The sequence below is a fragment of the Nitrosopumilaceae archaeon genome, assembly GCA_035631875.1.
GTDB lineage: Archaea > Thermoproteota > Nitrososphaeria > Nitrososphaerales > Nitrosopumilaceae > TA-20.
This window is the reverse complement of the sequence record DASQHX010000010.1, coordinates 212,585-239,183: the sequence shown is the minus strand read 5'-3', so window position 1 is coordinate 239,183 and position 26,599 is coordinate 212,585. Positions and strand designations below refer to the sequence as shown.

Genomic DNA, 26,599 nt, shown 5'->3' with positions numbered 1-26,599 from the left:
ATGAAGATTGATTCTAATCTGAGATTTAAAATTCTAGAAAAGACTGGAATTTATGCAAACAGGTTTGGAATACAAGAACCAAGAGTACTTTTTACTACTAAAGAGGTACTTGAGGTGCCAAAAGAAATGACTGAAGGAAGACGAACCTCTGCGTACAAATATTATGGCGTTTCCTATATGCAACACAACATGATTTTTGTAAATGTTAGAAAAATGCCAGATGAAAAAACTCTAGAAAATACAATTGTACATGAATTGATCCACATGCGGTTCCCATATCTTAGCCACGGTAAAAGATTCAACAAACTAGTAAGACAAGGACTTGCAGGTAAAACGTTTGCACCATACAAGAAAAGAAAATAGATATTTTGCGTTCTAATATGGTTTATATTTACCGCAAATAGGCAAAAATCTAGTAAATGACGCTCAAAGAAATGATTCCTGTTGGTGCGTCAGTTATCGCTTTTATCATTGCCACAATCCTGGCAGCGTGGGTATCTAAACAAAAACCTGGAACACAGCAGATGCTAGATATTTCAAATGCAGTAGGGGTAGGTGCAATGGCATTTTTGAGAAGAGAGTTTAGAATTGTTATTCCTATAGCTATAGGTCTTGCAGTCTTGATTGGTGCTGCAATTGGATCTACTAACGGTATTGCTTTTGCAGTTGGTGCTGGACTTTCTGCTATTGCGGGATTGATCGCACTTAAAATCACAGTAAAAGCAGCGGTTAGAGCTGCAAACGCATCTGGAAAAGGACTTGGGCATACCTTTGCACTTGCATTTAGAGGCGGAGCAACAGTAGGTCTTGCTGTACCTGCTATGGCTCTTTTGGGCATGAGTTTACTCTATTTTGCATTTCCTAATCCTATCACAATTGCAGGAGTTGGTATAGGCGCTAGTTTGATTGCCTTGTTTATCAGAGTTGGTGGTGGCATTTTCACAAAGGCTGCAGATATGGGCGCAGATCTGGTAGGAAAAGTAGAAGCAAATATTCCAGAAGATGACCCACGAAACCCAGCAACGATTGCTGATAACGTAGGAGACAATGTAGGAGACGCAGCTGGAATGGGTTCTGATATCTATGAATCATATATTGTAACTATGCTTGCATCGTTACTGATTGCAGGATTGATTGGAACTCCACAAAACTTGTTTTATCCAATGTTAATTGGTGCTTCAGGATTATTTGCATCTATAATTGGTATTGCAACTATAACACCTAGAAAAATGACAGATGTAAACAAACCACTTGCCAATGCATTTTATGTTTCTGCTGCAATAGCTATTGCACTTAATTTTGTTTTTACATATCTTTTCCTTGGTCATACACAGATTGCCTATGCACTGTTTGGTAGTACAGTGATAGGAGTTATTCTAGTTCCAGTAATACAGAGAATTACCGACTACTTTACAAGCTACAGATTCAAACCTGTACAAGAAATTGCTGCTTCTGCAAAATGGGGATATGCATCGCTTACACTAATGGGAATAATACAAGGAATGCGCTCAACAGGTCCCTTTATGATTGCCATTGTTGTTGCTCTAGCTACATCATATGTACTGGCATCATCTGCAGCACCAGATCCTACACAATCTACACTTTATGGGATCTTTGGTACTTCACTTACAGCTATGGCAATGCTAAGCCTTGCAGGAATTGTATTGAGTATTGACGCATTTGGTCCTATCAGTGATAACGCCGGTGGAATTGTAGAAATGACAAGTATGGGAGAAGAAAACCGCAAAGTCACAGACGAAATTGATGCAGTAGGAAATACTACAAAGGCAGTGACTAAAGGTTTTGCAATTGCAAGTGCAGGTCTGGCGGCACTGGCTATGATTCAAGCATTTCAATATGAGGCAGGAAAAGTATTTCATCATGTTTTTGATTACAGTCTTTCAAATCCAGCAGTTGTTATTGGATTGCTTGTAGGTGGTCTACTACCATTCTTTATTACAAGTCAGCTTATTTCTGCGGTAGCAAGGGCCGCCTCTAAGATGGTAGAAGAAGTAAGACGACAATTCAAAGAAACTCCGGACATTCTGACAGGCAAAACAAAACCTGATTATGCAAAATGTGTAGATGTTGCAACAGTAGCTTCACTACGTGAGCTTTGGAAATCTGCAACAATAACAATTGCAGCTCCAATAATACTTGGTATTGTTTTGGGACCCTCTGCAGTGGTTGGACTTTTAATGGGTGCAGTAATTACAGGAATTTTCTTGGCCTTCCATTTGGCAAATACTGGTGGTGCGTGGGATAATGCCAAAAAGTATATGGAAATTAACAAACAAAAAGGAACCGAAGAACACAAGATCGCAATAGTTGGTGATATAATTGGAGACCCTTACAAGGATACTGCAGGACCTGCACTAAACACTGTCATTAAATTGTTAAACACTGTGGCGATAGTTTTCGTATCTGCGTTTGTTGGTATTTTTATTCTGTAGATTAATCTTATTTTTTGTCATCAACAACAAGTGTCATGTCAAGCTCATCTATTTGGGCCTCGATTGATTTTCTCATGGCATTGTTGTGATCCGGACAGAATTTGAAGAATCCATCCAATGTCTCAAAGCAACCACATATCCATTGAGTTCGTATCTCTCCTTCTACGGTTAATCTATTGTACGTGACTTTAGGTTTGTCCATGTTTCTCACTTATGTGACTGTTCTAAAAAGACTTTGTCAGAAAAAGTTAAAAAATTAAAAAAGAATTATGGGCAGCCTTCCATCTTTTGGATGAAATATCCATTTTTACGGATTTGTTCTGCTATTGGTTCTGGAGCTCCTTGAGTGTGGCAAAATTGGCATTCTTCTGTTGAAACAGCTGCATCTGACTCTCCAACTGATTTTAGCCATTGCTTTGCATACTCTATGGCCTTTTTGTGGTCTTTGACATCTGTAATAACATCAAAGTGCATGGTGTGGCCGTCCTTGGCCTCTACATATGTATCGTATACGTGAATGTCCATATTTTGACAATTCTGAGAAGGGATATTTAATCTAAATCACACAAGATCGGCTGTTGATCCATAAGGTTACACTGAATATTCCGAAAATAAAGACCATAGATTTAGAAATAGATGACGAACTAGCCCCAGAAACAGTATCTTCTTTTCTTAAATGTCTGCCACTTGATGTGGAAATACAGTCTTGGGGAGAGGAACTCTACACTAATGAAACTCCTATTGTGGTAGGTGCAGAGAATGCAAAACCCTTGGTAGATTTAATGGATGTAGCATATTGGCCCTCAGGAAAAGCAATATGTCTTTTTTTTGGGCCCACCACCATAGGCAAAAAAGACGAGATCAAACCATATTCACCTGTAAATGTAATAGGAAAAATCAAGAATACTGATAAGAAATTTCTAAAAAATGTATCTGATGGTATGATGGTAACTTTTAGACTCTAAACTATTAGGTATCCTTTTACGCAACCTGATCGTATATACTAGTGATTGTGGGGCTTTAAAACTCAACTCAAATGCAAAGAATGCGATGCTACATTTTTCGATAAAGAACACTTGGAAAGGCACAAAAAAATCATTCACAAATAATTCTACTTTATTTCTAATGGTATGGATACAATTTCTGATTCAAAAATATATGCCTTGAACTCCTTATTTTTGTTGGAGAATATGACCCATGGAACCGGATTTATTGCCATGTATCTCTTGTCTGTTAAAGATGGATATGCCATAGAGTCTGGATGAGAATGGAAAATTCCAATTACTTCTAGTTTTCTTTTTTCTGCTTCATTGTAAGCTTCTAGTAATTCATCATTAGATATTGAAAAGTTGACTGGTGAATTTTCTACATTTTTTGTCAAAAAAACATCTTTTACATCAAAGGTTTCATTTTCAATTTTGCCAAATAAAATTGCGCATGATTCATTTGGAATATTTTTTTTTGCATGATTGGTAAGAAGTTCTATATGATTTTGTAAAAGCTCCAAGCTTTTTTGCAAGTTTATCCTGCTGTAACTTTTCCCATCATCCAAGGATGTATTGTGCAGTAATATTCTGTTGTACCTGCAGAACTAAATTTGTATTGAAATGTGTTGCCAGCTTTTATTAATCCAGAGTCAAATGTTCCTGATGGACCTGCACTTGGGGTTCCACTTGTTACAGTGTGTGATGCTGAATCTTTGTTTGTCCAAACTACTGTGGTACCAACCTTTGCTGAAATCTGCGCTGGATCAAAATATTTCTGTCCAGCACTTTGTGTTGATGCACCGGTAGAAATTGTTACATTTGCAATAATTGGTTTTTGTGATGCAGTGATCGTTATCTTGCCAGTCATAAAGGGATGTATGGTGCACATGTAATCATATTCCGTTCCATTTAATTTTGAGGTATCAAGTTGATACGTTCCTCCTCCCTTTGTTATTAAACTTGAATCAAATGTTGCACCTGCATCAGATGCACTTGTTACTGTATGTGGAACATTGTCATTATTTGTCCATTCAATTATGTTTCCTTTTTCCGCTGTAACGATATCAGGTTTATAGTTAGGATTGCCTTTGATTGATGCATTCACAAGTATCTCTACTGGTACTATGGGTACGTTTGAAGCGGGCGCAGCATTTGTTACTGTCTCAGTTTGTACCGTGGTTGGTTGTAATGAAAATTGAGCTCCAGGCCCTATGAATCCTAATGCGCTGTATGAAACAATTCCTACTCCCATGGCCAATAAAAATATCACAGATATTGGTTTAAGGTATTGTGACATCCTCATTGCAGTAAATGCTATGACAACTGTAGGTATGATTATGATAAGTAAAACTCCGACAAATCTTGGTAATGATGTAACATTGGTATTCTGACTTAGGGCAAATGCGCCAACGGAACCAGATATGCCAAAAATAACCAAAGTTGTCGCTTTAGCACGATTGCTTGTTGATACTCCGCCACTTAGGATTCCAGCTGATAAAAATACCAGCCCAATGAACATCGTAAGTCCTGAAAGCGCCTGCATTCCAGTAAGGAATGTGTTTGCGATCCCAAGATAAGACAAGAAAACTCCGGCAAGGCCTATGGCAGTGAGGCCCATGCCAGGCATCATTAGGTCCCAGTCACTCATTTGTGGTACTTCAAATTAGTGAGATAATTAATCCTTTTGAGTATCTATTGACAAACTTCGAAGAAATTAAATTCCCAGCAAAACCGCTAACAGAGACATTGGGATTAAAAGAAGTACTGGAAATATCTAAACCTCGTATCATTATTCTCCTTGTAATTACGGCAATAACATCAATGTATGCTGCTAGTAAATTGATAGGGCCTACACTAAACTATTGGGGTCTTTTGTATATTATTATAGCTGGATCGCTTTCTTCTGCTGGCTCTAGTGCCCTAAATCACTATTATGATAAAGACATTGATCCCTTGATGAAACGAACTAGCACAAGACCGATTCCTTCTGGAAGAATGTCTGCAAAAAATGTCTTGCTGTATGGATTGATAGTTAGTTCAATTTCAGTAATCTTTGCATGGTTTACTCTAAACCCTCTTTCTACATTTTTCATCGCACTTGGAATATTTTTCTATGTGATTGTTTATACTGTATGGCTTAAGAGAAGAAATTCTTCAAATATTGTCATCGGTGGATTTGCGGGAAGTGCAGCATCTATGGCAGGTTGGTCTGCCGCAACTGGTTCTATGGATATGCTAGGAGCTCTTGTGGGAGTTTTGGTATTTGTCTGGACACCGTCCCACTTTTGGTGTCTTGCAATGAAAATAAAAGATGATTATGCCGAAGCCAAGGTTCCAATGCTTCCTGTTTTAATTGGAATGCAAAGAACATCAAAGTATATTTTGGTAAATACTGCCATCTTGTTACCATACTCTCTAGCACTAGTTGCATTTGGACTAGGCTATGTGTATCTTGTAATAGCTGCAATATCTGGTGGTCTGATGCTAGTGTATCATTACAAACTTACGAAAACACCAACTTCAGAGTTTGCTTGGAAAGCATACAAGGTTACTGCACCTTATCTTACAATAATATTTGTTGGAATAGCACTGGATGCAGCATTTCACTTTCCAGTTTTTAAATAAAATAATTTATTTTAAAATTTAGTAAAATTATTTCATACTTCTTCTGGGATCTCTTGTTCTTGGTCAACACCGGGAAATCCAGCTTCATAATCACGTTCTAACTTTTCTCTACTTTGTTGCTCTACTTCATCTACCTCGTTTTCTTTCTCTACTATTTCTATTCGACGTTGTTCTTTTGTGAGCCAACTTACCTTGACTAGTCCATAAATTTCCAAACTGAGTAATGTCTTATTGAATTCATCCTCTGGAATTGAAATTCCTCCCTTGATTAACAACTTTGAAAGTTCCGAATCTGTTAAGGATCCAGATTCCTTTATCATTTCATATAATTTATTTTTGAATGGTATTGTCATATTCTAACCGTAAAATGTTTTATCGATTGGTTTTGGTATGGCGTATGATATATTCTCTTTTATTGAACCATACCATTCATCTACACTTTTTGTTATGGAAGGTTTGACAAGCTTTAATGCTGACGCAAAATCTGTGCTCCCTATCTTAGCAGAATCATTTTGCATTGCATGTACTGCAGCTTCTCTACATATTGCAACAAGGTCTGCACCACTATAATTCTTTGTTGCTACAGCAATTTCTTTCAAATCTACGTCTCCAGAAAGAGGCATGGTACGTGTTAGTATTTTGATTATCTCTAATCTACCTTTTTCATCTGGAGCTGGTATGAACAAGATCAAATCTAATCTTCCAGGTCTTAAAAGCGAGGTATCTATCAAATCAGGTCTGTTTGAAATGCCAAGCACAATAACTCTGGATGCTCCACCATCTTCCATCTCTGTTAAAAGCTGACTCAAAAGCCTCTCTCCGACACCGCCATCTTCCATAGATTTCGCTCTAGCAAAAGAATCAAGCTCATCAAAAATTACAATACATGGAGATGATGCTTTTGCTTTTCTGAATATCTCTCTAATTGCTTTTTCAGATTCTCCTACCCATTTTGATAAAATTTCTGGACCTCTCACGAGGATCATGTTAGCTCCACCTTCAGTTGCAAGTGATCTTGCTAGAAGCGTTTTTCCACATCCTGGTGGGCCATAAAGTAATGCGCCCTTTGGAGGTTTGATTCCCATTTTTTGGAATTTTGTTGGTTCTTTTATTGCCATAATCAAGTTGTCATGTAATGTTCTTTTTGCATCATCTAATCCGCCTACATCTTTCCACCAAATCTTTGGACTTTCTACATAGAATTCCCTCATGGCAGTAGGCACAATTTCATGCATTGCATCGTAAAAGTCTTGCAAACGAATTCTCATTGATTGTAAAATTTCGGCAGAAATTTTTTCTGTCTCCATATCTATCTCTGGTAAATAATTTCTAAGTGCTTTCATTGCAGCTTCTCTACATAATGATTTGATATCTGCTCCAGTGTAGCCGTGTAGTTCTGCTGAAAGTATTTTCAAATCTACATCTTCATCAAGCGGCATTCCTCTAGTGTGAATGTGAAGTATCTCTAATCTTCCATCTACATTTGGTACGGAAATTTCAATCTCTCTATCGAATCTTCCAGGTCTTCTTAGTGCTGGATCTACACTCTCTGGTCTATTTGTTGCACCAAGTACAATGACATTTCCTCTATCTGTAAGTCCGTCCATTAAAGCTAAAAGCTGTGCAACCACTCTTTTTTCTACATCGCCATATGCTTCTTCTCTTTTTGGAGCAATAGCATCAATTTCATCAATAAATATTACACTTGGAGAATTTTCTTTTGCTTCTTTGAATATGTCACGGAGTCGTGCTTCTGTTTCTCCATAATACTTGTTCATTATTTCAGGTCCGTTTATGGAGAAAAAATTTGCCTCTGATTCACTAGCAAGTACTTTGGCAATCAAAGTCTTTCCACATCCTGGTGGACCGTATAACAAAATTCCGCTATGTGGTTCTATTCCAAATGTTTGGAACACTTCGGGATGTCGTAATGGCAGTTCAACAATTTCTCTCATCCTTTTTGTCTGTGTCTTTAATCCTCCTATCTCTTCATATGTTACTCGTAATTTCTTATCAATTGATGTCTCAGTTAGAATTGTAAGAATTGTGGCACGCTCTATCTTAACAACTGTCTTTGGTGATATTTTATGAATCTTAAAATCCATCGAGTTACCAAGAATCATTACAGAAATTTCATCACCTTCAGAAAGTGGTAGACCTTTGAGTCTGTTTTTTACAAAATCAGTAAATTCCTTGTCAACTGTAACATTTCCATTTACTGGCATGAGCACCACGCTTTTTGCAGGTTTTGCTACAATCTTTTTCACATTAACAAGATCATTAATTCCAATACCTACATTCTTTCTTGTTTGACCGTCAATTCTAATCATGTCTGGAGCTTTGTTATCGTCATCAGTTGGCCACACTATTGCACAACTTGATCTTTTACCAACAATTTCTACCATGTCGCCAGGTTCTACCCGTAAATATTCCATAGCTTCCGGTTCTATACGAGCTCGTCTTTTTCCTACATCTCTTTGTTTTGCTTCGCCAACACGCATTTGAAGTGGTTCGTCTTTACGTACCAAAAAAACACCTACTTTACATCTACAGATGCCCTACTTGCTCCAAGGACTTCAAACTCTCCTACTCCTTCTATTGCCCTGACCGTGTTTTCAAGTGAGTCCATCTGCCCATCCTTATCTTCTAATGAAAATTCTGCGCTAATAAAGTAGAGACCAAAAGCTAATGGCTCTTTTGTGTATTTTGAAAGCTGTATTCCATCTTTCAATGTAGATGCGATGTTTTTTGCAACTCCATCTAGATCTGTTTCTGTACCTGTTGGAAGAATTTTTGCTCGAAGTAAAAGACGTGCCATTTTTCTATGGTCCATCAAAGTTGCAGGATTTGCATTTATAGGTTTTAGCAGATTCTCTACAGCTCTCACATCTCCAAACTAGTATTGTACCACAGCTAGGGCAGTTGAATTTGACACATTTATCATTAGGCATGATAGGTCTATGACATGAGCTGCATACTGGTAATGCAATAGATGATGACATGTTGACAGCTCATAAAAAACCGAATTTATACCTTGCTTATCATTTGCATTTCTTCTCATGTTAAAAGTCTTCTAAACTCGCTTCCTAAAATTGCCTGTACTGCCTTAACTGAACCTTTTACACCCAATAGCTTTGCAAGTGAGATCGTATGAAAATCAAAGGATCCTTCTTTTGATATTTCTTCTACAATCTCTGGTGTTATGGACTCAAACATTTTGTTAATTGATTTGTTGTCTAGTCTTTCAAGAAGACCTCGTGCAAGAAGCATATGTTCAAACTCTTGACCAAATTTATCAGTCCATGTTTTTTGATATTCAAGAAGATCAGATGATTTTCCAGACTCTAAAAATTTAGAAATGGATCTTCCAGCAAATATACCTCCAAGACCGCATGAATAAATACCTCCTGCAGTGGTAGGCTTTGATTGGCCAGCGGCATCCCCAATGGTTATAATATTTTTTGACACAAAATTCTGTATAGGTCCTTTTATCCAAATTGGAGCATAGATCTTTCTTATCGTTGAATGTTTTCCTTTCTCTTTGAGAAAACTCTCAAGAGCGACAGCAGCATTGATGCCTTTTCCTGCCACTCCTACCTTGGCTTCATCTCTTCTGGTAGGAATAATCCATGCAAAAAAACCAGGGAATTTTTCTTGATCAAAATATACTTCGATTCTGTCCTTTTCAATCCAATCTGCATACACTTCATACTGTGCAGATTGCAATATTCCTGTTCTGTCTTTTTGAATAAGTGAAGAGACTCCTCGCGCATCAACCACAATTTTACATTTTAATGAGCCCTCTGAAGTTTTGATTCCATCGTCAAAAATCTCTCTTAACGATGATCTAACACGGATTTCTGCACCATTGGTTTGTGCTTGATGTGCAATTTGTTTGTCAAATTCACGTCTATCTAAAACTATGACTTTTTGAGATCTTGCATCCAATGAAAAACTCTTTTTTGCAGGTGAAAAAACTGTGGCTGATCTTATCTTGTTATCAAGAGTTGCTCTCATGGGTACTACTCCAAGCTCATCTATTCCCATTATGCTGACTAGACCCCCACAATGCTCAGGTGTTCCAATCTCTGAATCCTCCTCTATGACTAAAACGCTATGACCTCGACTTGCTATTTCTCTTGCACAAAGAAGACCAGATACACTGCCACCTGCAACTATGACATCATAATCCATGCTTTTTTAATTTGATTCAATTATTTAATTCAATTCAAAAGTTTAACATACTCTAATTGGTTTTAAAAATGGCATGGGTTTGGTTAAACAAGTCGTTGTAGTAAGAAAGGATCTTAACATGGGTACTGGAAAAATAGCTGCTCAGGTTGGACATGCGTGTGTTTTAGGCGCAGAACATGTTAGGAAATCTCATCCTGAGTGGTACAAGGAATGGGAACTATCAGGTCAAGAAAAAGTTGTTGTTAAAGTGACCAGCCTTGATGAATTGGAGAAAGTAAAAAGACATGCAATATCTCTTGATCTTCCTTGGTCAGAAGTAACAGATGCAGGTCATACTCAAATTGCTCCTGGAACAGTTACATGTATCTCCATAGGTCCAGCTCCCGAGGATAAAGTTGATAAAGTTACAAAAGATCTAAAACTGCTCTAGAAAATCTTTCAAAACTAGGGCGTAAATGGTTTTTCCCGATCTCTAACTTTTCCATCAAATGATGCCGTAATGTTATCCCCCACTTTTGCATTACATGGGCCAATTTTTACATCAAATCCGTCATGTGTTTCAGCAGTACAGCCTGTTTGATCTATTAATACGACTTTCACTGTCTCTGTAACCTTGTTTGGGATTAAATTCCAGAAGGGAAAAACTGCTACTGCCATGACTATGATGGCAGCTGCTATGGAACCAGCAATAATCTGTTTCTCATTTTTCATGATTAGTATGGTTTACACGTCTAGTAATTAGTGTTATTCTAATTCAGATAAAGTTGTTTTATGTTGATTATATTTATGAAATGAGTTTGTTAGAACCTCTATTTTACAATTGATTAGTGAGTATTTTTCAAAATTGATAATCAGAGAAATATTATTAAATCAAACAATATTGAAAAATTTTATGTTTGTTGTGATTGCAGAAATCCAGCTAAAAAAAGGCTTGGAGTCAGAATTTAAAAATTGGGTTGGAGACTCAAACAAAATATTGTCAAACTTTGATGGATTCATTGGCAGGCGGCTTTTAGAATCACATAATGGTAAGCATTTGATGTTAGTTGAATTTGAAAGTAAGGAAAAATTTGAAAAAATGCATCAAACTACAGAACATGCTAAAATCCAATCAAAAAGTCATTCATATATGAATGGTTTTCCACAACCAAAGTTTTATAATGTAATTTCTCAATGATTTAGAATCTCATAAAGAACAACTGCACTGTTGTGTTCCGTGTTTTTTGCAGAATATGTGAGCATAAGTGTTTGTTTTTCTTTTACTAGTTAATCTATCTACTAATCCTAAAACCATCTTTTTCTTCAAATATGGTTATACTAGGTAATGGATTTTTTCATGGTTTTTGTAGACTGTTTCATATCTTGTTATGTATCCACAATGTGTACATGAGAAAAATTGATCCGTAGGTTGATTGTTTACAGATTCTAAAACTTTTCCATTTATTGATACAATGGAAATTATATTATTCATATTTATGACTGCAAAGTTTTCTTCCTCACCGATAGAATTTAAAAAATTTTTTATTGATTTTACTACTAGGCTTTCATCAATTTTTTCTTGATCATCTATTGGCGCTAACATAAATTCATGAGATTTAAGTGCCGGAATGGCTTCTATCTGATCAGACACATAAACTGCAAGTGCTGATTTTATGGCTTCTACTTCCCTGCAGTTTACAGTAATCATACCCGTAAATTAAAAGCGTATTATTTTAGTTTAACAACCTATGAAACAACAATTTTTTTTCTTAAATATGCTAATTTGGAAATATCATAATGAAATAATATAAAAAACTAATTGAAAATAGTAGGAGCGTTTTTATGTTATAATAACGAGTTATTGGTGGTATGAGTACACAAAAAGAAAAAACAGATGAATATTGGTTATTTGCTCAAAAATGTAACAATCTTTTACAAGATGACGAAATCAGATTCGCAGGTTGCATAAATTCGATGGGCCGGCTTGTTGCAGGTGGTTTTAAAGAAGGAATAACACCACTTGAGGATGAAGCAGAGAGACAAAAAATGTACATGGAATTGGCATTACGAGTATCTATGAGGAAAGATTTTGATTATAGTCTTGGCGCTGTCAAATATTCTGCATCCCGCAGACAAAAAGCAGTAATGATAAGTTTTCCAATAAACTCAAACGTCTTGTTAGTTTCTGCAGAGCCAACTGTGGATATCGACAAGTTTGCAAATAAGATTATGAAGATAATCGGATTACAATAATCCTGGTTTTTCTATAATTTAGCTGACAAAACTTTTTCTGCGTCTTTTGCGCCATCACTTATTAGTTGTTTAATAGTGGCAAGCGAAAAGTCCGCATTCTCAAAGAGAAAGTGAGAATCCTCTTCTTCCTGTCGCTTTATGCGAATTATCTCTCTTATTATTGTACCACGTTGACATGCTAATTTGTCATATTCAGATTCTATTTCTTCAAACTCTTTTTTTGCTTTTTCATTAAGATTAGAAGATTCTATAAAATCGTGCATATTTTTTATCAAAGAAAGATATCTTGAAATGATTTTTGACATTCTGATTGCTTGCTCTGTCTTGTCTGAATCCATGATGTCTCTTGCTCTATGCCATGATTCCATCATATTTTTTGGTAGGTTTTCTTTGATATGTGGAAATAGATCAACCACATACACCTTTTTATCATTTATTGGTGATGCGTTAATTACTTCGGCTAATGGGGTATTGCTCAACAAAGATCCATCCCATAGATATCTACCACTTATTTTTGTCCATGCAATACCATAAAAAGGATAACCACAACCTGCGACAATATGAGTCTCATTAATTTTGTCATACTTGCTATCAAATATGGAGGGTTTTCCATTTTGTACATCTGTGGATGTAATGATGAGTCTGGGGCTAGATGAATTTTTCAATTTCTCAAAATCAACACGATCTTTTATTGATTTTTTTAATGGCTCTACATCATAAAGATAGGGGCTATTACCATACAGAAAATTGAATAGATTTGGTATAAACCATATGGGCTGAAATGCATTAGGAGTTCCCCACATGGAGACAAACATTGATGATAATTGTGCTCGTTTATTTTGTGGTAAAAACGACGGCGTGGCAGTTTCTGCTAGATTCAGCCAAAAATTTTCAAGGTTTTTTATAGGCTCATCATTCTTAGACCCAGCTATTATAGCAGCGTTAATTCCGCCCATGGATGTTCCTGCAACTATATCGAACTTTATTCCATGTTTGTCTAATGTTTTGTAAACTCCGCATTCATAAGCACCAAGAGAGCCGCCGCCTTGTAATACAAGCACTGTCTCAAAATCCAAGTTTTTATCATCACGTGTTGATAACTTTTGCATCGGTATTGATACTAATGAAAAATATTTAAAGTATTGAATCTGCGTTAATTTTTTGTATTAGATTGAAAATCATTGTAACATTCTAATACAATAATGGGTATTGGTTTTGTTATGACAGTAAAAACAATCAATCCTACCACTGAAGAAGTTATTGCTGAATATGAAATCATAAGTAAAGACAAGATCAATGAATCTGTGAAAAAATCAAGAGCTGCGTTTAACGAATGGAAGAAAGACATTAAAAAAAGATCTGCGTTTGTACATACTTTAGCTGATGAATTAAGAAAAAATAAAACTGAACTTGCTTGTGTTGCAACCAGAGAAATGGGAAAGCCAATCAAGGAGGCACTTTCTGAAGTAGAAAAATGTGCATGGGCCATGGAATTTTATGGTGACAATGGAGATATTTTCTTAAATCCTGAGATTGTTAATACCGATGCAAGAAAGAGCTTTTTGTCATTTGAACCAATTGGAATAATAGGAAGTATAATGCCATGGAACTTTCCTTATTGGCAAGCACTAAGATTTGCTGCACCTTCTTTGATGGCAGGAAATACTATCGTTCTCAAACCAGCTAGTGCAACAATGCAATGTGGAATTGAAATTGAACATTTGTTCAAAAAAGCGGGATTTCCTGACGGTGTGTTTCAAACTTTAGTTGGTGACTCTAGTATTGTAGAACCGATGATTGATTCAGACATCAACGCAGTAACATTTACGGGAAGTACCTCGATAGGAGCAAAGGTAGCTCAGAGAGCAACATCGCAGCTAAAAAAATGTGTTTTAGAACTAGGTGGCAGTGATCCCTTCATAGTTTGTGATGATGCTGATGTGGAAAAAGCCGCAAATGGAGCTGTCAAAGGTCGTTTTATTAATTGTGGTCAGAGCTGTATTGCATCAAAACGATTCTTGGTAACAAAAAACATTTCAAAAGAATTTATTGAAAAATTTGTTCAAAATACAGAAAAACTCCGTGTTGGCGATCCCACTTTGGATGATACCGATATTGGTCCGCTGGTAAACATTGAGGGCCTAAATAAGATAGATGAACTGGTGACAGATGCTGTCAAAAACGGTGCAGAAGTGTTAAGTGGTGGAAAACGAATAAAAAACAAGGGCTATTTCTACAGCCCCACTATTATTGCCAAGATTTCGCCAAAAATGCGCATGGCACAAGAGGAAACTTTTGGCCCCGTGGCGCCAATTACTGTTGTTAATAGTGAAATGGAGGCAATAAAAATTGCAAATGATTCCCAGTTTGGCCTTGGAGCAAGTATGTGGACACAGGATCTGGTAAAAGCAGAAAAATTGTCAAAAATGGTAGAATCTGGGATGGTGACAGTTAACAATGTTTTGATTTCAGATCCCAGGATTCCTTTTGGCGGTGTAAAACACAGCGGCTTTGGCAGAGAATTATCAAGATATGGTATGTTGGAATTTGTCAACATAAAATCAATAAGATTCTATGATCAATTGGTTCATCATCATCACGTAGAATAGGGATTCTATCTATGACCAATAAAATCATACTAAATATTGACAAGGCAATTTATAACGAAGGAGAATATGTTAAGATAAAATTAGATTATGAAACACTTAATCCAAAACAGACACTACACTTTGTTGTCTTTGATCCATCCGAAAAAGAAATATTTAGTGCAGATCAATACATTAATTCACAAAAAGGATCCTACTCTACTGTTTTAAAGTTCGATACAAAACAGTGGAAAACTTCTGGCAGATACAAGGTTGCTGCATGGGACCAAGAAGGAACAAGAAAGGAAATTTTCTTTCAATTCAAGGGAAAGACTCCATAAATAACTTATGCAAGCAAAATAGAACCGTTCTAGGTTTTTGTTTGAGTCTATTCAAATACATTATAATTTCATTAAAAATCATAATATTTAGAAGACTTCCATCTGAACAAGCTAGAATTAAGCTGGACTTGGGAAATAATAAAATTGGGAATCTGATAAAACTTGCTTCAAAATTAAAATAATATGGTCATGATTTATCACGTTTCTTTATTTTTTCAACATGTTCTTTTAGAAGTTTAACCATCTCATCTTCTCTATACTTGTGCTTTTTTTGTTTAATAAGATTATACAGCACCAAAATATCTTGGTTAGTTGGATGTGATCTCTCAAACATTTCTTGCTTAATTCCGTATCTTTCGATGACTTTCCACATTTCCTTCAATGATGGATCTTTCCGCGTGTGAGACATGACAACTATAGGAAATAATCGTACAATCTAAATTATTGCCCCCTAAACTCCATTTAATAGGATTATTTCAAACTAATTAAGTTTAGTTCCTGGATAGAGAAGAGTAATGCGTGAAATGGATCATAAAGAATCTGCTCAGAAAACAATTGCTGCGTCTCGGTTCATTATAACTTCAGAGATCCAGATTATTAGTTGTGAGTAACATCTGAGACTAACAGAACTGTTGTTATTAAGACTACAAAATACTAGTGAACCATTGTTGGTCCAATCGATTCAATCATTCCTTTAATCTGTTCTGGTGTTGCATTCATTATCTCATTTTTGGCATATTTCCTATTCAGTTTCTTTTTGGTAAAAACAATACTCATTCCTTTTGGCATACATGATAAAATCATGGAGTTTAGGTAACCATCTAATTCATCTTGAGTACAAAATACAGTAATGAAATTTGAGGAAACAAAAATTTCATCAAATAATTTGTCATCCATGGCTGTTTACCTTACTTTGATATTTCATTATTGTTAGTCCTATTATTACCAAACTTGTTGTAACTACAATCCCGATAGTGGGAAATGAAATCAGTATTGGCATCATACTTGCTCTTCTTTCTACGAATTTGCTAGCAAAATTCAAAAACACGGACTTTGTGCCCATAAACATCATTGCCATACCCCGACTACTTTGGCTAATCTATAAAGACTTGCGACACATTGTTCAGTAACATGGTTAACTAAGCCACATTTAGTTTGTCATTGTTTTCTATTTTTTAGGCTTTTGAGAACGCTTCGGTTTTTTCGAAGCATAATATTCAGCATTTTTAGTCATTTTTTATAGAATTTTTTTAATGCCAAAGTTATGTTTTTTTGAAGTATTTTGTCTCCAACATCAGGTATAATGTGAGTGTAGTGTAATTCTTTCTTGATAACCGTGTTTGCTATAGCCCTTGCAGTTGCCAAAAGCATGCCAAGGCTTATCTTTTGTATTTTTTGATCCAAGATTGCCCTCATCAAGTATGGGAATACTAGTGCGTTGTTTACTCTATTATGAAACCTGTAGCTTCCTGTAGCAATAATTTTTACACCGGCTTTTTTTGCAATCAAAGGATCAACCTCAGGTTCTGGATTTGTAAGGGCAAAAACTATTGGATCTCGATTCATAGTTTTGATCATACTAGATGTCAGCATATTTTTGACTCCTGATACACCAATGAATACATCTGCATTTTTTATGATTTCTATAAATGCCCCCTTTTCTTTTTTGAAATTAGTCGAACATGCAATAATTTTTTTGTATTTGTTCATGTTTTTAGCTCTTCCTTTGTATATTGCACCAACTGAATCTACCACAATGATGTTTTTGCAACCAGCAAATTTGAGTAGACTTGCAATACCAAAACCTGCAGAACCAGCTCCAGCTATTACTATTTTGATTGAGGAAATTTGTTTTTTGACTAGTTTTAATGAGTTAAACAATGCAGCCAAGGCGACAACTGACGTTCCGTGTCGGTCGTCATGAAATACTGGAATGGCAATTTTTCTTTCAAGCTCTTCTGCAATTTCCATGACTTTGGGAGATTCTATATCTTCAAGGTTTATTGCACCAAAAGCTGGCTCTATTGCTTGAATTGTTTTAATGATTTGATCTTTTTTAGTTGTGTTAAGACATAACGGAAAAGCAGTAATGCCGCCAAACTGTCTATACAGTACAGCCTTTCCCTCCATTACTGGAAGTGCTGCATAAGGACCAATGTTTCCTAATCCTAGAATTCTTGTTCCGTCAGTTACTATGGCAACATTGTTTCGTTTTGATGTGAGGATATATTTCTGGTCTGGATGATGGAAAATTACCTCGCTTACAGCTGCAACTCCTGGAGTGTAAATCAACTGTATTTCTTTTAGATTTAATTTATGAGTTTTATTTCCAAGTAAAATTCTGCCTTTTAGTTTCTTGTGTAATGCTATGGCTTTTCTTGCAGTGACTTTTGGTGATAACATGCTTGATGGTAGGATTTGATGATTAAAAAATAATGTGCAATCCCTAAGAAAGTAGGATTGCACCTATGATTCCAGCACCAGTTATTGCACCTAGACCATAAAAGAGCAGGTCAAACGCGACCACTTTCTTGAAAGGTGCACGTACTTCCTTGTGCCATGTGCTAGATTTTGTTCGTGTTAGTTCTGATTTTGATTCCATGCTTATACTAAACAAAGGATGTTGATAGTCTCTAATCAGCTAATTGTATGAATAATAAGCTAAGTTGTTGAGCTTAGGTAATCTACAAAATATGCATTACTATAGAGTATGGAAAAAACAGAATGTCTTGGGTGTGGCTCGCCAGAAGCCCTAGTCGTCTTTGAGGCAAAATATCGAGGGTTCAGAGGTACTTGCCAAAAATGTGGTGCAAATTGGCCAGAATCTTAAATTTATGCACGTAAGATTTAGATTCATACTTTGTAAAATCTGCATATGGAAAATAATTATGAAAATGCAGCAGAAGATTTTTTAGAACTAGCAAGCGAACAAAGATTAAACATAATCTTTAACCTTCTTTTGAAAAAAACAAAGATCTCCAACATGGCAAAGGAATTGGGTGCAACAGTTCAAGAAGTCCATAGAAATTTTGAACGACTATCTGATGCAGGCTTGATAAAGAAGGACAAGGATGGATATTATGATCTCACTACTTACGGTAAAACTATCTGTACTCAAGTGCCTTCGTTACTTTTCTTGTCCAAAAATAGAAAATATTTTGAAAATCATGATTTTGGAGATATTCCAATGAAGTTCATTCAGAGAATTGGGGCATTATCTGAAGGTCAACATGTGAAGGGCTTTGTCAAAGTACTGGAACAATGGAAATCCATATACAAAAATGCTGATGATTACATTTATCAAATTTTTACTGAGGTGCCTCTTGATCTAATCGAACCGCTTCTTAACAAAGTAAAACACGGTATAAAACTAAATTATATTTTCTCAGAATTTGTTATCATACCAAAGGGAAGAAAAGAACTTTTGGCTAAACTTGGCATGAAAAGCCTCTTAGAGAAAGGTTTGGTTGAAAGAAAAATGAAAAAAAATGTTAGTGTGGTAATTGTTTTAAATGAAAAAGAAGCATGTGTTGTCTTTCCTACACTTGATGAGGACGCAGATATGCGAGAAATGTTCTACAGCAAAGATCAGCTTTTTCATGAATGGTGCTTAGATTATTTTAGATACTGTTGGTATGGCTCAGGTGTTTTTCAAGAGGGAAAACTCAAAGAATAGGAACCATGTTATCTTTTATCTAAAATGCATCAATTCAGCCTGAAATATCTACGATGTGTAAATTGTTATGGTATGCTAGATATAGAAATACTTGAACAATCGTATGAAATTGAAGAAGGTTTTCTTATTTGTAACAATTGTAACAACACATATCCAATAATTTCAAAAATTCCAATCCTGTATTCTAATTTCACATCGTATTTTTCTAATCGTACTCAATTGGGAGGATACCTGATGACTAGAGCAAAAAATGAAAAGATAAAATCATTTGTAAAAAATTCACTTGGAAAAATAAAGAATTCTAATTCAGATGTAACTCCTATAGAAAAACGATGGGTAGCTACATACAAAAATAGCATCAAGTCTAAATTTTACTCGCATATAAAAAATTCACTTGATAAATTTTCCAAAACTGACCTTGCATTAGAGCACGGTTGTTCAATAGGATATGTTACAAAATATCTGGCAAAAAAACATGATATTGTATTTGGAATAGATCAATCTTTTTTTGCCATATTAGAAGCAAAACAAAATAATTTTAAAAACCTTGATTTTTTTGTAGCCAACTCATTAAATCATCCTTTTGGTAAAAATAAATTTGGTTTAATTGTTGGACTAAATCTATTAGAACTTGTTGAACCGCAAGATCTGCTAAATGTTTTATCTAAACAAGCAAGTGATGTTATTTTGATTTCTGATCCATATGACTTTGAGAGAGGAACAAATTCTGTAAAACATACAGTTGATTCTAAATCTCTTAGATCTGAATTAGAAAAAAGAGGATTTGTCATTATTCAAAATACAAAAAAACCAAAGTTTCTGCCTTGGAAATTAAATATTAATTCACGTTTGGACCTTCACTATAAAGTAGATTTGATTATAGCAAAAAATAATAAAAAAAGACCACGTGGATAGAATTTATCTAAAACCATTTGCTAGTTTACTTTATGGGATATGGAAGAATTTTTGGGCTTGTAATGTTGTTTACGATACTTACTGTATCGTTATTTTTAACCAAATCTCTTGCTGAAGAAATACAGATTCCACCGTGGATAAAAAACAACGCCAAGTGGTGGTCAGAAGGACAAATTGGGAACAATGATTTTGTTAACGGAATTCAATATTTGATACAAGCTGGAATGATGAAAGTTCCACAAACTCAATCAGGATATGGTTCTTCCCAGCAAATTCCAAGTTGGATTAAAAACAATGCTGGTTTGTGGGCAAATGGTACCATAACTGATAATGATTTTGTTAAAGGCATTCAGTATTTGATACAGGAAAATATCATACAAATTAAAACAGATCAAGTCATGGTTTTATCAAGTTCAGCATTTGAAAATAACGGAACCATTCCATCAGTTTACACCTGTGATGGGCCTGGTATCTCTCCGTCATTAGAAATAACTAATGTGCCAAAAAATGCACAAAGTCTTGCATTGATAGTGGAAGATCCAGATGCACCTAGGGGAACCGTGACCCACTGGATTGTTTGGAATATTTCTCCACAAAAATCTCAATTTACTAAAGGCGAAAAAATAGATTTTCCACAAGGAATCACGGTTTTTGGTACTACTGGTTATGGTGGACCATGTCCTCCATCTGGAACTCATAGATATTTTTTCAAATTATATGCACTAGATACTATGCTTGATCTTGTAGATGGTTCCACAAAAGATATGCTCGTACAAGCAATGAACGGCCACATTTTGGAACAAGCTACTTTAATGGGAAAATATTCTCGAACTTAGCTTATATTACAACAACTAAGCTCGATATGCAATTATTCTATAATTTATCAAGTTGTAGTAATATTGTATCATCACGAACCTATCATCATGCTTAGAAATCCTGAAGAATTAGAGTATGAATCTCAGCAGGCATATGTGATGATTAACTGTGAGGATGGTGCACAGGAATACGTGATGGAGGAGCTAAAATCAATTAAATGCATCAAAGAGATATCAACCACGATTGGTTCATATGATATTGTTACAAAAATTGCGGTTCCATCAGTGGAGGCCTTGCGAGAAACTATTGAATTTAAGATTAGAAGAATCCAAAAAGTTCGTACAACTACAACAATAATCTGTGAGCAATCAAAATCATTTCCAAATTCAATAGAAGGAGAGATGTGTCATGTCTGACCTAACTCCAATACCTTTCAAATATGTCGACTCACTTGAGCCTAAGCAACACATTGCATTATTCTATGAAGAGTCCGAATATGCAAGATTGATAGAGTTTCGATTTATAAAACATGGGTTAGAAATTGGCGAGCATTGTGTATATGCAACAGAAGAAGACTCTGGCTCTATAGTGCTTAAGATGCTAAACTATGGAATACTGTTGAGATACTTTCAGAGTAGACAATTGAAGGTTTATCAAATTCATCGTACTTGTGGCGGCCGTGATGAAATAATGAAAAGCTGTAAAAGAGACGTTGATATGATTTTGTCCGATCTAATTCCGCCCTTTAGGATAGTCTCAAGAATAGTGCAAGATGTCAGTACTACTGATGGAATGTCAGTTGAATTGGAGCTTGAATGTACCACACATGACAAGTTTGAAGATTTTGGAGGCTCTCTGATATGTCCATATGACCTATCCGGAATAGAATCTAGCAAACGGAAACAATGGATGGAAGAGCTTAGGACAAACCATCATGCAGTAATTTATGCCCCAAGATTTGGAGAGGGCGGAGTTTTTTGTGCTTTATGATCCTCTGGATTCGCTGAAATAACTTAAATTATTTTTTGTTATATTTCTCAAATATCTACTTGCACAAGATTTTTTACATGTTACTTTATGATGAACTTTTACTAGCACAATGAAGTCAATTAACTATACATTACTTGGTGATGAATCAATTGCAAAAGATTTTGGCAAAAAGGGAACATCTACTGATATTACAATATATGATAGAAAAGAATCTGACGTTGTAAAAACTTGGACTATTCCTACTGGTTTTCCAGAAAAAATACAGCCACTTTTTCAGGCCATCAATATGGGCGAATATGTAATTTTTTATGTGACAAATCTTGATAAATTCACAGGAGAACAAATTGTTGCACTAGACGTTCTTAAAAAAACCCATGGTTTGTTATGTCACTCGTATGGAGTTGATAGAAACAAACTCCTTATGATGATCAAGGGTACTGTGGTAGAACAATACAAACTAGTTGAACTTGATGATCTAAAGAAAGAAGCAGATGCCTTGCAACCTGTAACAAAAGACGGCAAGACCAAAATTTCAATAGACCATTGCTTTGATGTCAAGGGAGTTGGAACTGTAATCTTGGGAAAAGTAACTCAAGGAAAGACAAAAACATACGATAACCTAAAACTCTTGCCTAAAGGCTCTGATGTTGTAATAAAATCTATACAAATGCATGATGACCCAGTAGATGAAGCAATTTCTCCGGCACGTGTTGGCCTTTCTGTAAAAGGAATTACTTCAGACGATGTTCAGAGGGGGGATTTATTATGTATACCTGACTCAGCTCAAATATCTCAAGAGATAACTATAGATTATTTGCAAAACAAATTTTTCAAAGGAGAACTAGGTGAGAACCAGATGTTTCTTATAAATATAGGATTACAAATTAGACCTGCAAAGATCACTTCACTAAAACCTATGAAATTATCATTAGGCAAACCTGCAGTATTTGAAAAGGGTGATGTCTGTGTTATTCTAAAACCGGAATCACAAACCATTCGTATTGTGGGTAGCGGAACCATTATTCAATAAAATTACGTTTTTTCTATTGTTTACAGTTAAAACCATTTTTTAGTTTTACTACGCACAATAGAGTAGATAGGATAATCAAGTTTCAATCCTGAAGAATATCCTGTTACTAAATTAAAATTATATCTCTCTAAATTTTTTATGATTTGATGCAAATCTCCACCTACAACAATACTGTTAGGCATTGCCTTTGAATTCATCTTTGCACAAAGGTTTACAGTTGAACCAAAAATATCTTCATTTAATGAATTTGATGACTTTGCTATCATTACATTTCCATAATCTATACTTACTCTGTAATCTACAGTAGGAAGGCTTTCTTCATGCATTTTTTGATTGATTATATCATGTGATTCTATCATTGCCATACTACATTCCAAAGTATCTGTGAAAGCCGACTTGCTTATTCCATCTGAAGTTTTTGGGAAATAATACAAAAGACTATCACCTATGTTTTTGATTACGATTCCGCCAAACTCTTTCACAATTACTGACATTGCATTAAGAAAAATACTGTAATATCTACACAATTTTCCATTAACCAGTTTTGATGTCGTATTTGTAGAATTAACTGCATCTACTATTCCAACACAACAACTTTTGTAGTTTCCTGCAAATGTAACTTCGTCATAAAGTGTATCTCTTAAGAGTCTGTATAGGTGTGAATTTGTACTGTTTAGATGTTCTTCTATTTGTGAGTTAGATAAATTATTCATAACTGTTTAATGATAAAATAAGATGATAAGATCAATTTAGCTAATGTTGTAAATGCTTAGCTTTTCTATAAAGCGTGACTAATATCAGCAGCAATCTATAGAATTACACATGAATCGATTTGAGTATGTTGAGTGTTTGGGATGCGGATGCAATAAAGCACTCGTAATTTTTGTACGACAATATAAGGGCTTACGAGGTACGTGCCCAAGTTGCGGTTCAAACTGGCCTGAGTCATAAATGCAAGTAAGATTTAGATTGTAATAGTGTAAAATGCTAGCGTATGAATTACGATTATGAAAAATTCGCAGACGATTTTTTAGAGTTGGCAAGTCAACAACGTCTTGGTATATTATTGAGACTTTCAGATAAAAAATCCAAAGTCTCTATAATTGCCAAAGAACTCGGTGCAACAGTTCCTGAAGTATATAGAAACTTTGAGCGTCTTGTAAAATCTAACCTAATTGTTAAAGAATCTGACGGTTACTATAGCATTACAACATATGGTAAAATTATATGTAATCAAATTCCATCATTAGCATTTTTGTCACAAAACAAGAAATACTTTAAGGATCATGGTTTTGGAGATCTTCCACAAAAATTCCTTCAAAGAGCTGGTGCGCTTGTAGATGGTCAATATGTCAAAGGATTTGTTAAAGTATTAGAGCAATGGAAGAACATTTATAAAAATTCTGATGAATATGTGTGCAATATTTTATTTGAGGTTCCGTATGACTCTGATTTGTTAGAACTTTTAGTAAAGAAGGTCAATAAAGGAGTAAAAGTGAACTCTATATTTTCAGAATCAGCTATAATTCCTAAAGATAGAAAACAACTCATAGAAAAGCTTGGTTTTAAAAAACTTATAGAACAAGGCCTTATTGAAAGAAAGATGAAAGAAAATGTACAAGTTGTTGTGGTTTTAAATGAAAAAGAAGCATGTGTGATGTTTCCTAAAGTTGATGGTGAAGTCGATGTGAGTGAAATGTTTTACAGCGATAATGTTTTTTTTCATGAATGGTGTTTTGATTATTTCAAATACTGTTGGAGTGATTCTAAAGTTTTTCAAGAAAGTAAATTAAAACATGAATAAAAAATGTTTTTATTAAATTTTCATCTGTCTAACAATATTTCATAAATTTTACATGCTACAAATCACCATTCAAACTGATATCCCTCATATGCACGCACGTTAGAAGTCTGCCACCTTATCTCAGTTCTATCTCTAAGATATTTGATTTCTGGAGGTGAGGCATATGTTTTATATCTCGTTGCTGGATCCACTCTAAGAACACGCGGTGCGATCTCTATACTCTTGGGAATGATAAACTCGTATTTGAATTTCTTACAATCAGTCGATAATGTGTAAAAGAATTTTCTTTCAGGCTCTTCCCAATCATATTCTAATTTTAATACACTTTTTTGATTGGGTTTTATAGGTTTGTTTAGCTTGACAATGAATTCTTTACGCTCTGGTCGATTTACATTAAGACTTGTAATTTTGATTTTTTTATTATTTTCATCTTTTATAACTACATTCAAATCGGCAAAATCTCTTGGAGTGTCTCCCTCAAGATAATATGATACTTGATCAGTTGGTTCATTTGTAATGTTAATTACATTCCAAAGCCAAGTATGGTGACACATCATGGTTTTTGGATCTGTTATATCCAGTCTTAATTCAACTTTGGGAAACAAGAATTTTGTGGGATTTGGATCTGTCGCAGTTACAGCGGCTATTGGATTGAGTGGTGGAAGCCTATTTCCAAAACCTTCACCATATACATTGAATATTGTAAGTTTTTCCCCATGTTTTATTTTGTATTCTCCAACATGGTGCATAATTGATTTATTTTTAGACGTTAATTTTCTGATATCTGCCGCAATTCTTCCAGAAGTCAATATTTGCATAGGTCTAGCCAAATCCATGACTCTTCTTGCCATAATTATTCCAGGTCCCCAAAAGTTTTCTTTTCCTGTCAGATCCTTTATGAGATAAACTGGACCTGTATCAATTCCTATCCTTATTTTTAATTTGTTTTTACTTTTTTTGGATTGATTATATTTGGATAGTGATTTGTGTAGTTCAATTGCAAGGTGAAGTGGTTTTTCAGGCGCATCATTAAATCCTATGACCATTCCATCTCCAGTTATATTCATGACATCTGATTCAAGGTTCCTTCTGATGAACGTGTCCGTCTTTCCTATCAATTCATTTAGTACCCATACATTTCGTGCTTGATCTTTAGTTAGGATGGTTGGATCAGAGCTTCCCACTATATCAGTAAAGAACCAATGAAATGTTTTTACCAAGACTGGAATATTCACTGTAGGATCAAAATCACTATGTTTTAGAACTCGCAATAAATGGGAAATAAAACCTTCTGGACAATCTTGCAGAATTTGAAAACTATTCATGGTAGTTTTTAAGGACATTTTTAACTTATGTCGTTTGATCTCCTGAATCAACCATTCCTTATCCTTATGAGTTTCATCAAGTAATCCTAAAACCTCTGCAACATTTGTCATTTTTTGGAGTTTTTTATTATTGTCTTTGTGTTTCAATGTTACAGGTTTCATAATCTCTAAAAAAGCATGAACTTGTTTAATAAGTTAAATGAATAATTATTGGCACACAAATATCTTTATGACATTCATTAGATAATTGACTATATCAATTTATGACTAAATACAAATGGATGTAATTCTAACAACATCTAAGTTAACATGGAAATGGATCACCTATGCCAACGGTGTTTTCCACCACCATATTATTATCCAATTCATATGTTATCATAGTTTACCTAGTTTATTGTGTTGACTACATATCTTAGCTAAGAATTTGTTGTATCAGCTAAGCATACACTATTAATGAATTATGAATATTCATCATGTGGTAAAAAAAGAGATTTACAATAGTCTTGATAGTTTTAAAATTGACAATTTTTCATTAAATGTTACAATTAATGATTCCTTTTGGAGGTAAATGAATAAAATTGAATAAAATATTCATAAATGATAAACATCAAATACCTGATTCCAAAA

Annotated in this window: 35 protein-coding genes; 16 read left to right on the top strand and 19 right to left on the bottom strand. The window is 35.0% G+C overall.

Going from position 1 to position 26,599, the window contains the following annotated elements; genetic code table 11:
• Together VEU72_06345 and VEU72_06340 are read left to right on the top strand one after the other, a co-directional pair.
• Positions 1–363 carry a hypothetical protein gene (locus tag VEU72_06345; protein HYL66756.1) on the top strand — a complete coding sequence of 121 codons (363 nt, stop codon included), beginning with the start codon at positions 1–3 and terminating at the stop codon, positions 361–363.
• 56 nt (positions 364–419) lie between these two features.
• On the top strand, positions 420–2,453 hold the full coding sequence (locus VEU72_06340; protein HYL66755.1) for a sodium-translocating pyrophosphatase: 2,034 nt from the start codon (positions 420–422) through the stop codon (positions 2,451–2,453).
• Between the two features lie 7 nt (positions 2,454–2,460).
• On the opposite strand, the gene VEU72_06335 is transcribed toward VEU72_06340, so the two are convergent.
• Positions 2,461–2,655, bottom strand: a complete 195-nt coding sequence (locus tag VEU72_06335; protein HYL66754.1) for a hypothetical protein — start codon at positions 2,653–2,655, stop codon at positions 2,461–2,463.
• Positions 2,656–2,720: 65 nt separating this feature from the next.
• The gene (locus VEU72_06330) at positions 2,721–2,978 is read right to left on the bottom strand and encodes a DUF2024 family protein (GenBank protein HYL66753.1); all 258 of its coding nucleotides are present in this window, start codon (positions 2,976–2,978) and stop codon (positions 2,721–2,723) included.
• 53 nt (positions 2,979–3,031) lie between these two features.
• Here VEU72_06330 and VEU72_06325 point away from each other — a divergent pair, with 53 nt between their 5' ends.
• Positions 3,032–3,418 (top strand): cyclophilin-like family protein, encoded by a 387-nt coding sequence (locus tag VEU72_06325; GenBank protein ID HYL66752.1) that lies wholly within the window; start codon positions 3,032–3,034, stop codon positions 3,416–3,418.
• Between the two features lie 146 nt (positions 3,419–3,564).
• Here the strand turns inward: VEU72_06325 and VEU72_06320 are convergent, their stop codons facing one another.
• Together VEU72_06320 and VEU72_06315 are read right to left on the bottom strand one after the other, a co-directional pair.
• On the bottom strand, positions 3,565–3,972 hold the full coding sequence (locus tag VEU72_06320; GenBank protein ID HYL66751.1) for a M67 family metallopeptidase: 408 nt from the start codon (positions 3,970–3,972) through the stop codon (positions 3,565–3,567).
• Between the two features lie 2 nt (positions 3,973–3,974).
• Positions 3,975–5,087, bottom strand: a complete 1,113-nt coding sequence (locus tag VEU72_06315) for a plastocyanin/azurin family copper-binding protein (GenBank protein ID HYL66750.1) — start codon at positions 5,085–5,087, stop codon at positions 3,975–3,977.
• Positions 5,088–5,185: 98 nt separating this feature from the next.
• On the opposite strand from VEU72_06315, the gene cyoE reads away from it, so the two are divergent.
• Positions 5,186–6,064 (top strand): heme o synthase, encoded by an 879-nt coding sequence (gene cyoE / locus VEU72_06310; protein HYL66749.1) that lies wholly within the window; start codon positions 5,186–5,188, stop codon positions 6,062–6,064.
• Positions 6,065–6,096: 32 nt separating this feature from the next.
• On the opposite strand, the gene VEU72_06305 is transcribed toward cyoE, so the two are convergent.
• The 5 genes from VEU72_06305 to VEU72_06285 form a co-directional block, all read right to left on the bottom strand.
• Positions 6,097–6,417, bottom strand: coding sequence for a hypothetical protein (locus tag VEU72_06305; protein ID HYL66748.1), 321 nt, complete (start codon positions 6,415–6,417; stop codon positions 6,097–6,099).
• A gap of 3 nt (positions 6,418–6,420) precedes the next feature.
• The gene (locus VEU72_06300; protein HYL66747.1) at positions 6,421–8,592 is read right to left on the bottom strand and encodes a CDC48 family AAA ATPase; all 2,172 of its coding nucleotides are present in this window, start codon (positions 8,590–8,592) and stop codon (positions 6,421–6,423) included.
• Positions 8,593–8,600: 8 nt separating this feature from the next.
• Entirely contained in the window at positions 8,601–8,882 is a 282-nt protein-coding gene (locus VEU72_06295) for an elongation factor 1-beta (protein ID HYL66746.1), read from the bottom strand.
• A 4-nt stretch (positions 8,883–8,886) separates the two neighbouring features.
• Positions 8,887–9,015, bottom strand: a complete 129-nt coding sequence (locus VEU72_06290) for a zinc finger domain-containing protein (protein HYL66745.1) — start codon at positions 9,013–9,015, stop codon at positions 8,887–8,889.
• A 106-nt stretch (positions 9,016–9,121) separates the two neighbouring features.
• Positions 9,122–10,258 (bottom strand): NAD(P)/FAD-dependent oxidoreductase, encoded by a 1,137-nt coding sequence (locus VEU72_06285; protein HYL66744.1) that lies wholly within the window; start codon positions 10,256–10,258, stop codon positions 9,122–9,124.
• A 73-nt stretch (positions 10,259–10,331) separates the two neighbouring features.
• Between VEU72_06285 and pth2 the strand changes: the two genes are divergently transcribed.
• Complete coding sequence (gene pth2 / locus VEU72_06280) at positions 10,332–10,688, top strand: peptidyl-tRNA hydrolase Pth2 (GenBank protein HYL66743.1); 357 nt, start codon at positions 10,332–10,334, stop codon at positions 10,686–10,688.
• 14 nt (positions 10,689–10,702) lie between these two features.
• Here pth2 and VEU72_06275 read toward each other — a convergent pair whose 3' ends face one another.
• Positions 10,703–10,969, bottom strand: a complete 267-nt coding sequence (locus VEU72_06275) for a hypothetical protein (protein HYL66742.1) — start codon at positions 10,967–10,969, stop codon at positions 10,703–10,705.
• Positions 10,970–11,150: 181 nt separating this feature from the next.
• Between VEU72_06275 and VEU72_06270 the strand changes: the two genes are divergently transcribed.
• Complete coding sequence (locus VEU72_06270; protein ID HYL66741.1) at positions 11,151–11,435, top strand: antibiotic biosynthesis monooxygenase; 285 nt, start codon at positions 11,151–11,153, stop codon at positions 11,433–11,435.
• Positions 11,436–11,570: 135 nt separating this feature from the next.
• Here the strand turns inward: VEU72_06270 and VEU72_06265 are convergent, their stop codons facing one another.
• Positions 11,571–11,945 (bottom strand): C2H2-type zinc finger protein, encoded by a 375-nt coding sequence (locus tag VEU72_06265; protein HYL66740.1) that lies wholly within the window; start codon positions 11,943–11,945, stop codon positions 11,571–11,573.
• Positions 11,946–12,106: 161 nt separating this feature from the next.
• Here VEU72_06265 and VEU72_06260 point away from each other — a divergent pair, with 161 nt between their 5' ends.
• On the top strand, positions 12,107–12,490 hold the full coding sequence (locus VEU72_06260; GenBank protein HYL66739.1) for a DUF6659 family protein: 384 nt from the start codon (positions 12,107–12,109) through the stop codon (positions 12,488–12,490).
• An 11-nt stretch (positions 12,491–12,501) separates the two neighbouring features.
• On the opposite strand, the gene VEU72_06255 is transcribed toward VEU72_06260, so the two are convergent.
• Entirely contained in the window at positions 12,502–13,599 is a 1,098-nt protein-coding gene (locus VEU72_06255) for a patatin-like phospholipase family protein (GenBank protein ID HYL66738.1), read from the bottom strand.
• 111 nt (positions 13,600–13,710) lie between these two features.
• Between VEU72_06255 and VEU72_06250 the strand changes: the two genes are divergently transcribed.
• Together VEU72_06250 and VEU72_06245 are read left to right on the top strand one after the other, a co-directional pair.
• A complete protein-coding gene (locus VEU72_06250; protein ID HYL66737.1) occupies positions 13,711–15,099 on the top strand; it encodes an NAD-dependent succinate-semialdehyde dehydrogenase in 1,389 nt (462 codons plus the stop codon).
• 11 nt (positions 15,100–15,110) lie between these two features.
• Positions 15,111–15,416: a hypothetical protein gene (locus VEU72_06245; GenBank protein ID HYL66736.1), complete on the top strand. Its 306-nt coding sequence runs from the start codon at positions 15,111–15,113 to the stop codon at positions 15,414–15,416.
• A 187-nt stretch (positions 15,417–15,603) separates the two neighbouring features.
• Here the strand turns inward: VEU72_06245 and VEU72_06240 are convergent, their stop codons facing one another.
• The 5 genes from VEU72_06240 to VEU72_06220 all read right to left on the bottom strand — a co-directional run bounded on the left by VEU72_06240 (position 15,604) and on the right by VEU72_06220 (position 18,018).
• A complete protein-coding gene (locus tag VEU72_06240) occupies positions 15,604–15,825 on the bottom strand; it encodes a hypothetical protein (protein HYL66735.1) in 222 nt (73 codons plus the stop codon).
• 245 nt (positions 15,826–16,070) lie between these two features.
• Positions 16,071–16,313: a hypothetical protein gene (locus tag VEU72_06235; protein HYL66734.1), complete on the bottom strand. Its 243-nt coding sequence runs from the start codon at positions 16,311–16,313 to the stop codon at positions 16,071–16,073.
• Positions 16,306–16,494 carry a hypothetical protein gene (locus VEU72_06230; protein ID HYL66733.1) on the bottom strand — a complete coding sequence of 63 codons (189 nt, stop codon included), beginning with the start codon at positions 16,492–16,494 and terminating at the stop codon, positions 16,306–16,308. Before VEU72_06230 ends, VEU72_06235 begins: the two co-directional genes overlap by 8 nt.
• A gap of 152 nt (positions 16,495–16,646) precedes the next feature.
• Entirely contained in the window at positions 16,647–17,819 is a 1,173-nt protein-coding gene (locus VEU72_06225; protein ID HYL66732.1) for a malic enzyme-like NAD(P)-binding protein, read from the bottom strand.
• Between the two features lie 43 nt (positions 17,820–17,862).
• Positions 17,863–18,018 (bottom strand): hypothetical protein, encoded by a 156-nt coding sequence (locus VEU72_06220; protein HYL66731.1) that lies wholly within the window; start codon positions 18,016–18,018, stop codon positions 17,863–17,865.
• 273 nt (positions 18,019–18,291) lie between these two features.
• Between VEU72_06220 and VEU72_06215 the strand changes: the two genes are divergently transcribed.
• The 6 genes from VEU72_06215 to VEU72_06190 all read left to right on the top strand — a co-directional run bounded on the left by VEU72_06215 (position 18,292) and on the right by VEU72_06190 (position 22,843).
• Entirely contained in the window at positions 18,292–19,092 is an 801-nt protein-coding gene (locus tag VEU72_06215; GenBank protein HYL66730.1) for a transcriptional regulator, read from the top strand.
• 24 nt (positions 19,093–19,116) lie between these two features.
• The gene (locus VEU72_06210; protein ID HYL66729.1) at positions 19,117–20,007 is read left to right on the top strand and encodes a methyltransferase domain-containing protein; all 891 of its coding nucleotides are present in this window, start codon (positions 19,117–19,119) and stop codon (positions 20,005–20,007) included.
• Positions 20,008–20,039: 32 nt separating this feature from the next.
• Entirely contained in the window at positions 20,040–20,843 is an 804-nt protein-coding gene (locus VEU72_06205) for a YbhB/YbcL family Raf kinase inhibitor-like protein (GenBank protein ID HYL66728.1), read from the top strand.
• An 87-nt stretch (positions 20,844–20,930) separates the two neighbouring features.
• Positions 20,931–21,239, top strand: coding sequence for an Lrp/AsnC ligand binding domain-containing protein (locus VEU72_06200; GenBank protein ID HYL66727.1), 309 nt, complete (start codon positions 20,931–20,933; stop codon positions 21,237–21,239).
• A complete protein-coding gene (locus tag VEU72_06195) occupies positions 21,232–21,813 on the top strand; it encodes an MEDS domain-containing protein (GenBank protein ID HYL66726.1) in 582 nt (193 codons plus the stop codon). The genes VEU72_06200 and VEU72_06195 overlap by 8 nt, the downstream gene beginning before the upstream one ends.
• A 109-nt stretch (positions 21,814–21,922) precedes the next feature.
• Positions 21,923–22,843 carry an EF-Tu/IF-2/RF-3 family GTPase gene (locus VEU72_06190; protein ID HYL66725.1) on the top strand — a complete coding sequence of 307 codons (921 nt, stop codon included), beginning with the start codon at positions 21,923–21,925 and terminating at the stop codon, positions 22,841–22,843.
• Positions 22,844–22,869: 26 nt separating this feature from the next.
• Here the strand turns inward: VEU72_06190 and VEU72_06185 are convergent, their stop codons facing one another.
• Positions 22,870–23,556: an adenylate/guanylate cyclase domain-containing protein gene (locus tag VEU72_06185; protein HYL66724.1), complete on the bottom strand. Its 687-nt coding sequence runs from the start codon at positions 23,554–23,556 to the stop codon at positions 22,870–22,872.
• A gap of 281 nt (positions 23,557–23,837) precedes the next feature.
• Between VEU72_06185 and VEU72_06180 the strand changes: the two genes are divergently transcribed.
• Positions 23,838–24,647 carry a transcriptional regulator gene (locus tag VEU72_06180; GenBank protein ID HYL66723.1) on the top strand — a complete coding sequence of 270 codons (810 nt, stop codon included), beginning with the start codon at positions 23,838–23,840 and terminating at the stop codon, positions 24,645–24,647.
• Between the two features lie 62 nt (positions 24,648–24,709).
• On the opposite strand, the gene VEU72_06175 is transcribed toward VEU72_06180, so the two are convergent.
• Positions 24,710–26,119, bottom strand: a complete 1,410-nt coding sequence (locus VEU72_06175) for an adenylate/guanylate cyclase domain-containing protein (protein ID HYL66722.1) — start codon at positions 26,117–26,119, stop codon at positions 24,710–24,712.
• Positions 26,120–26,599: the final 480 nt, after the last annotated feature.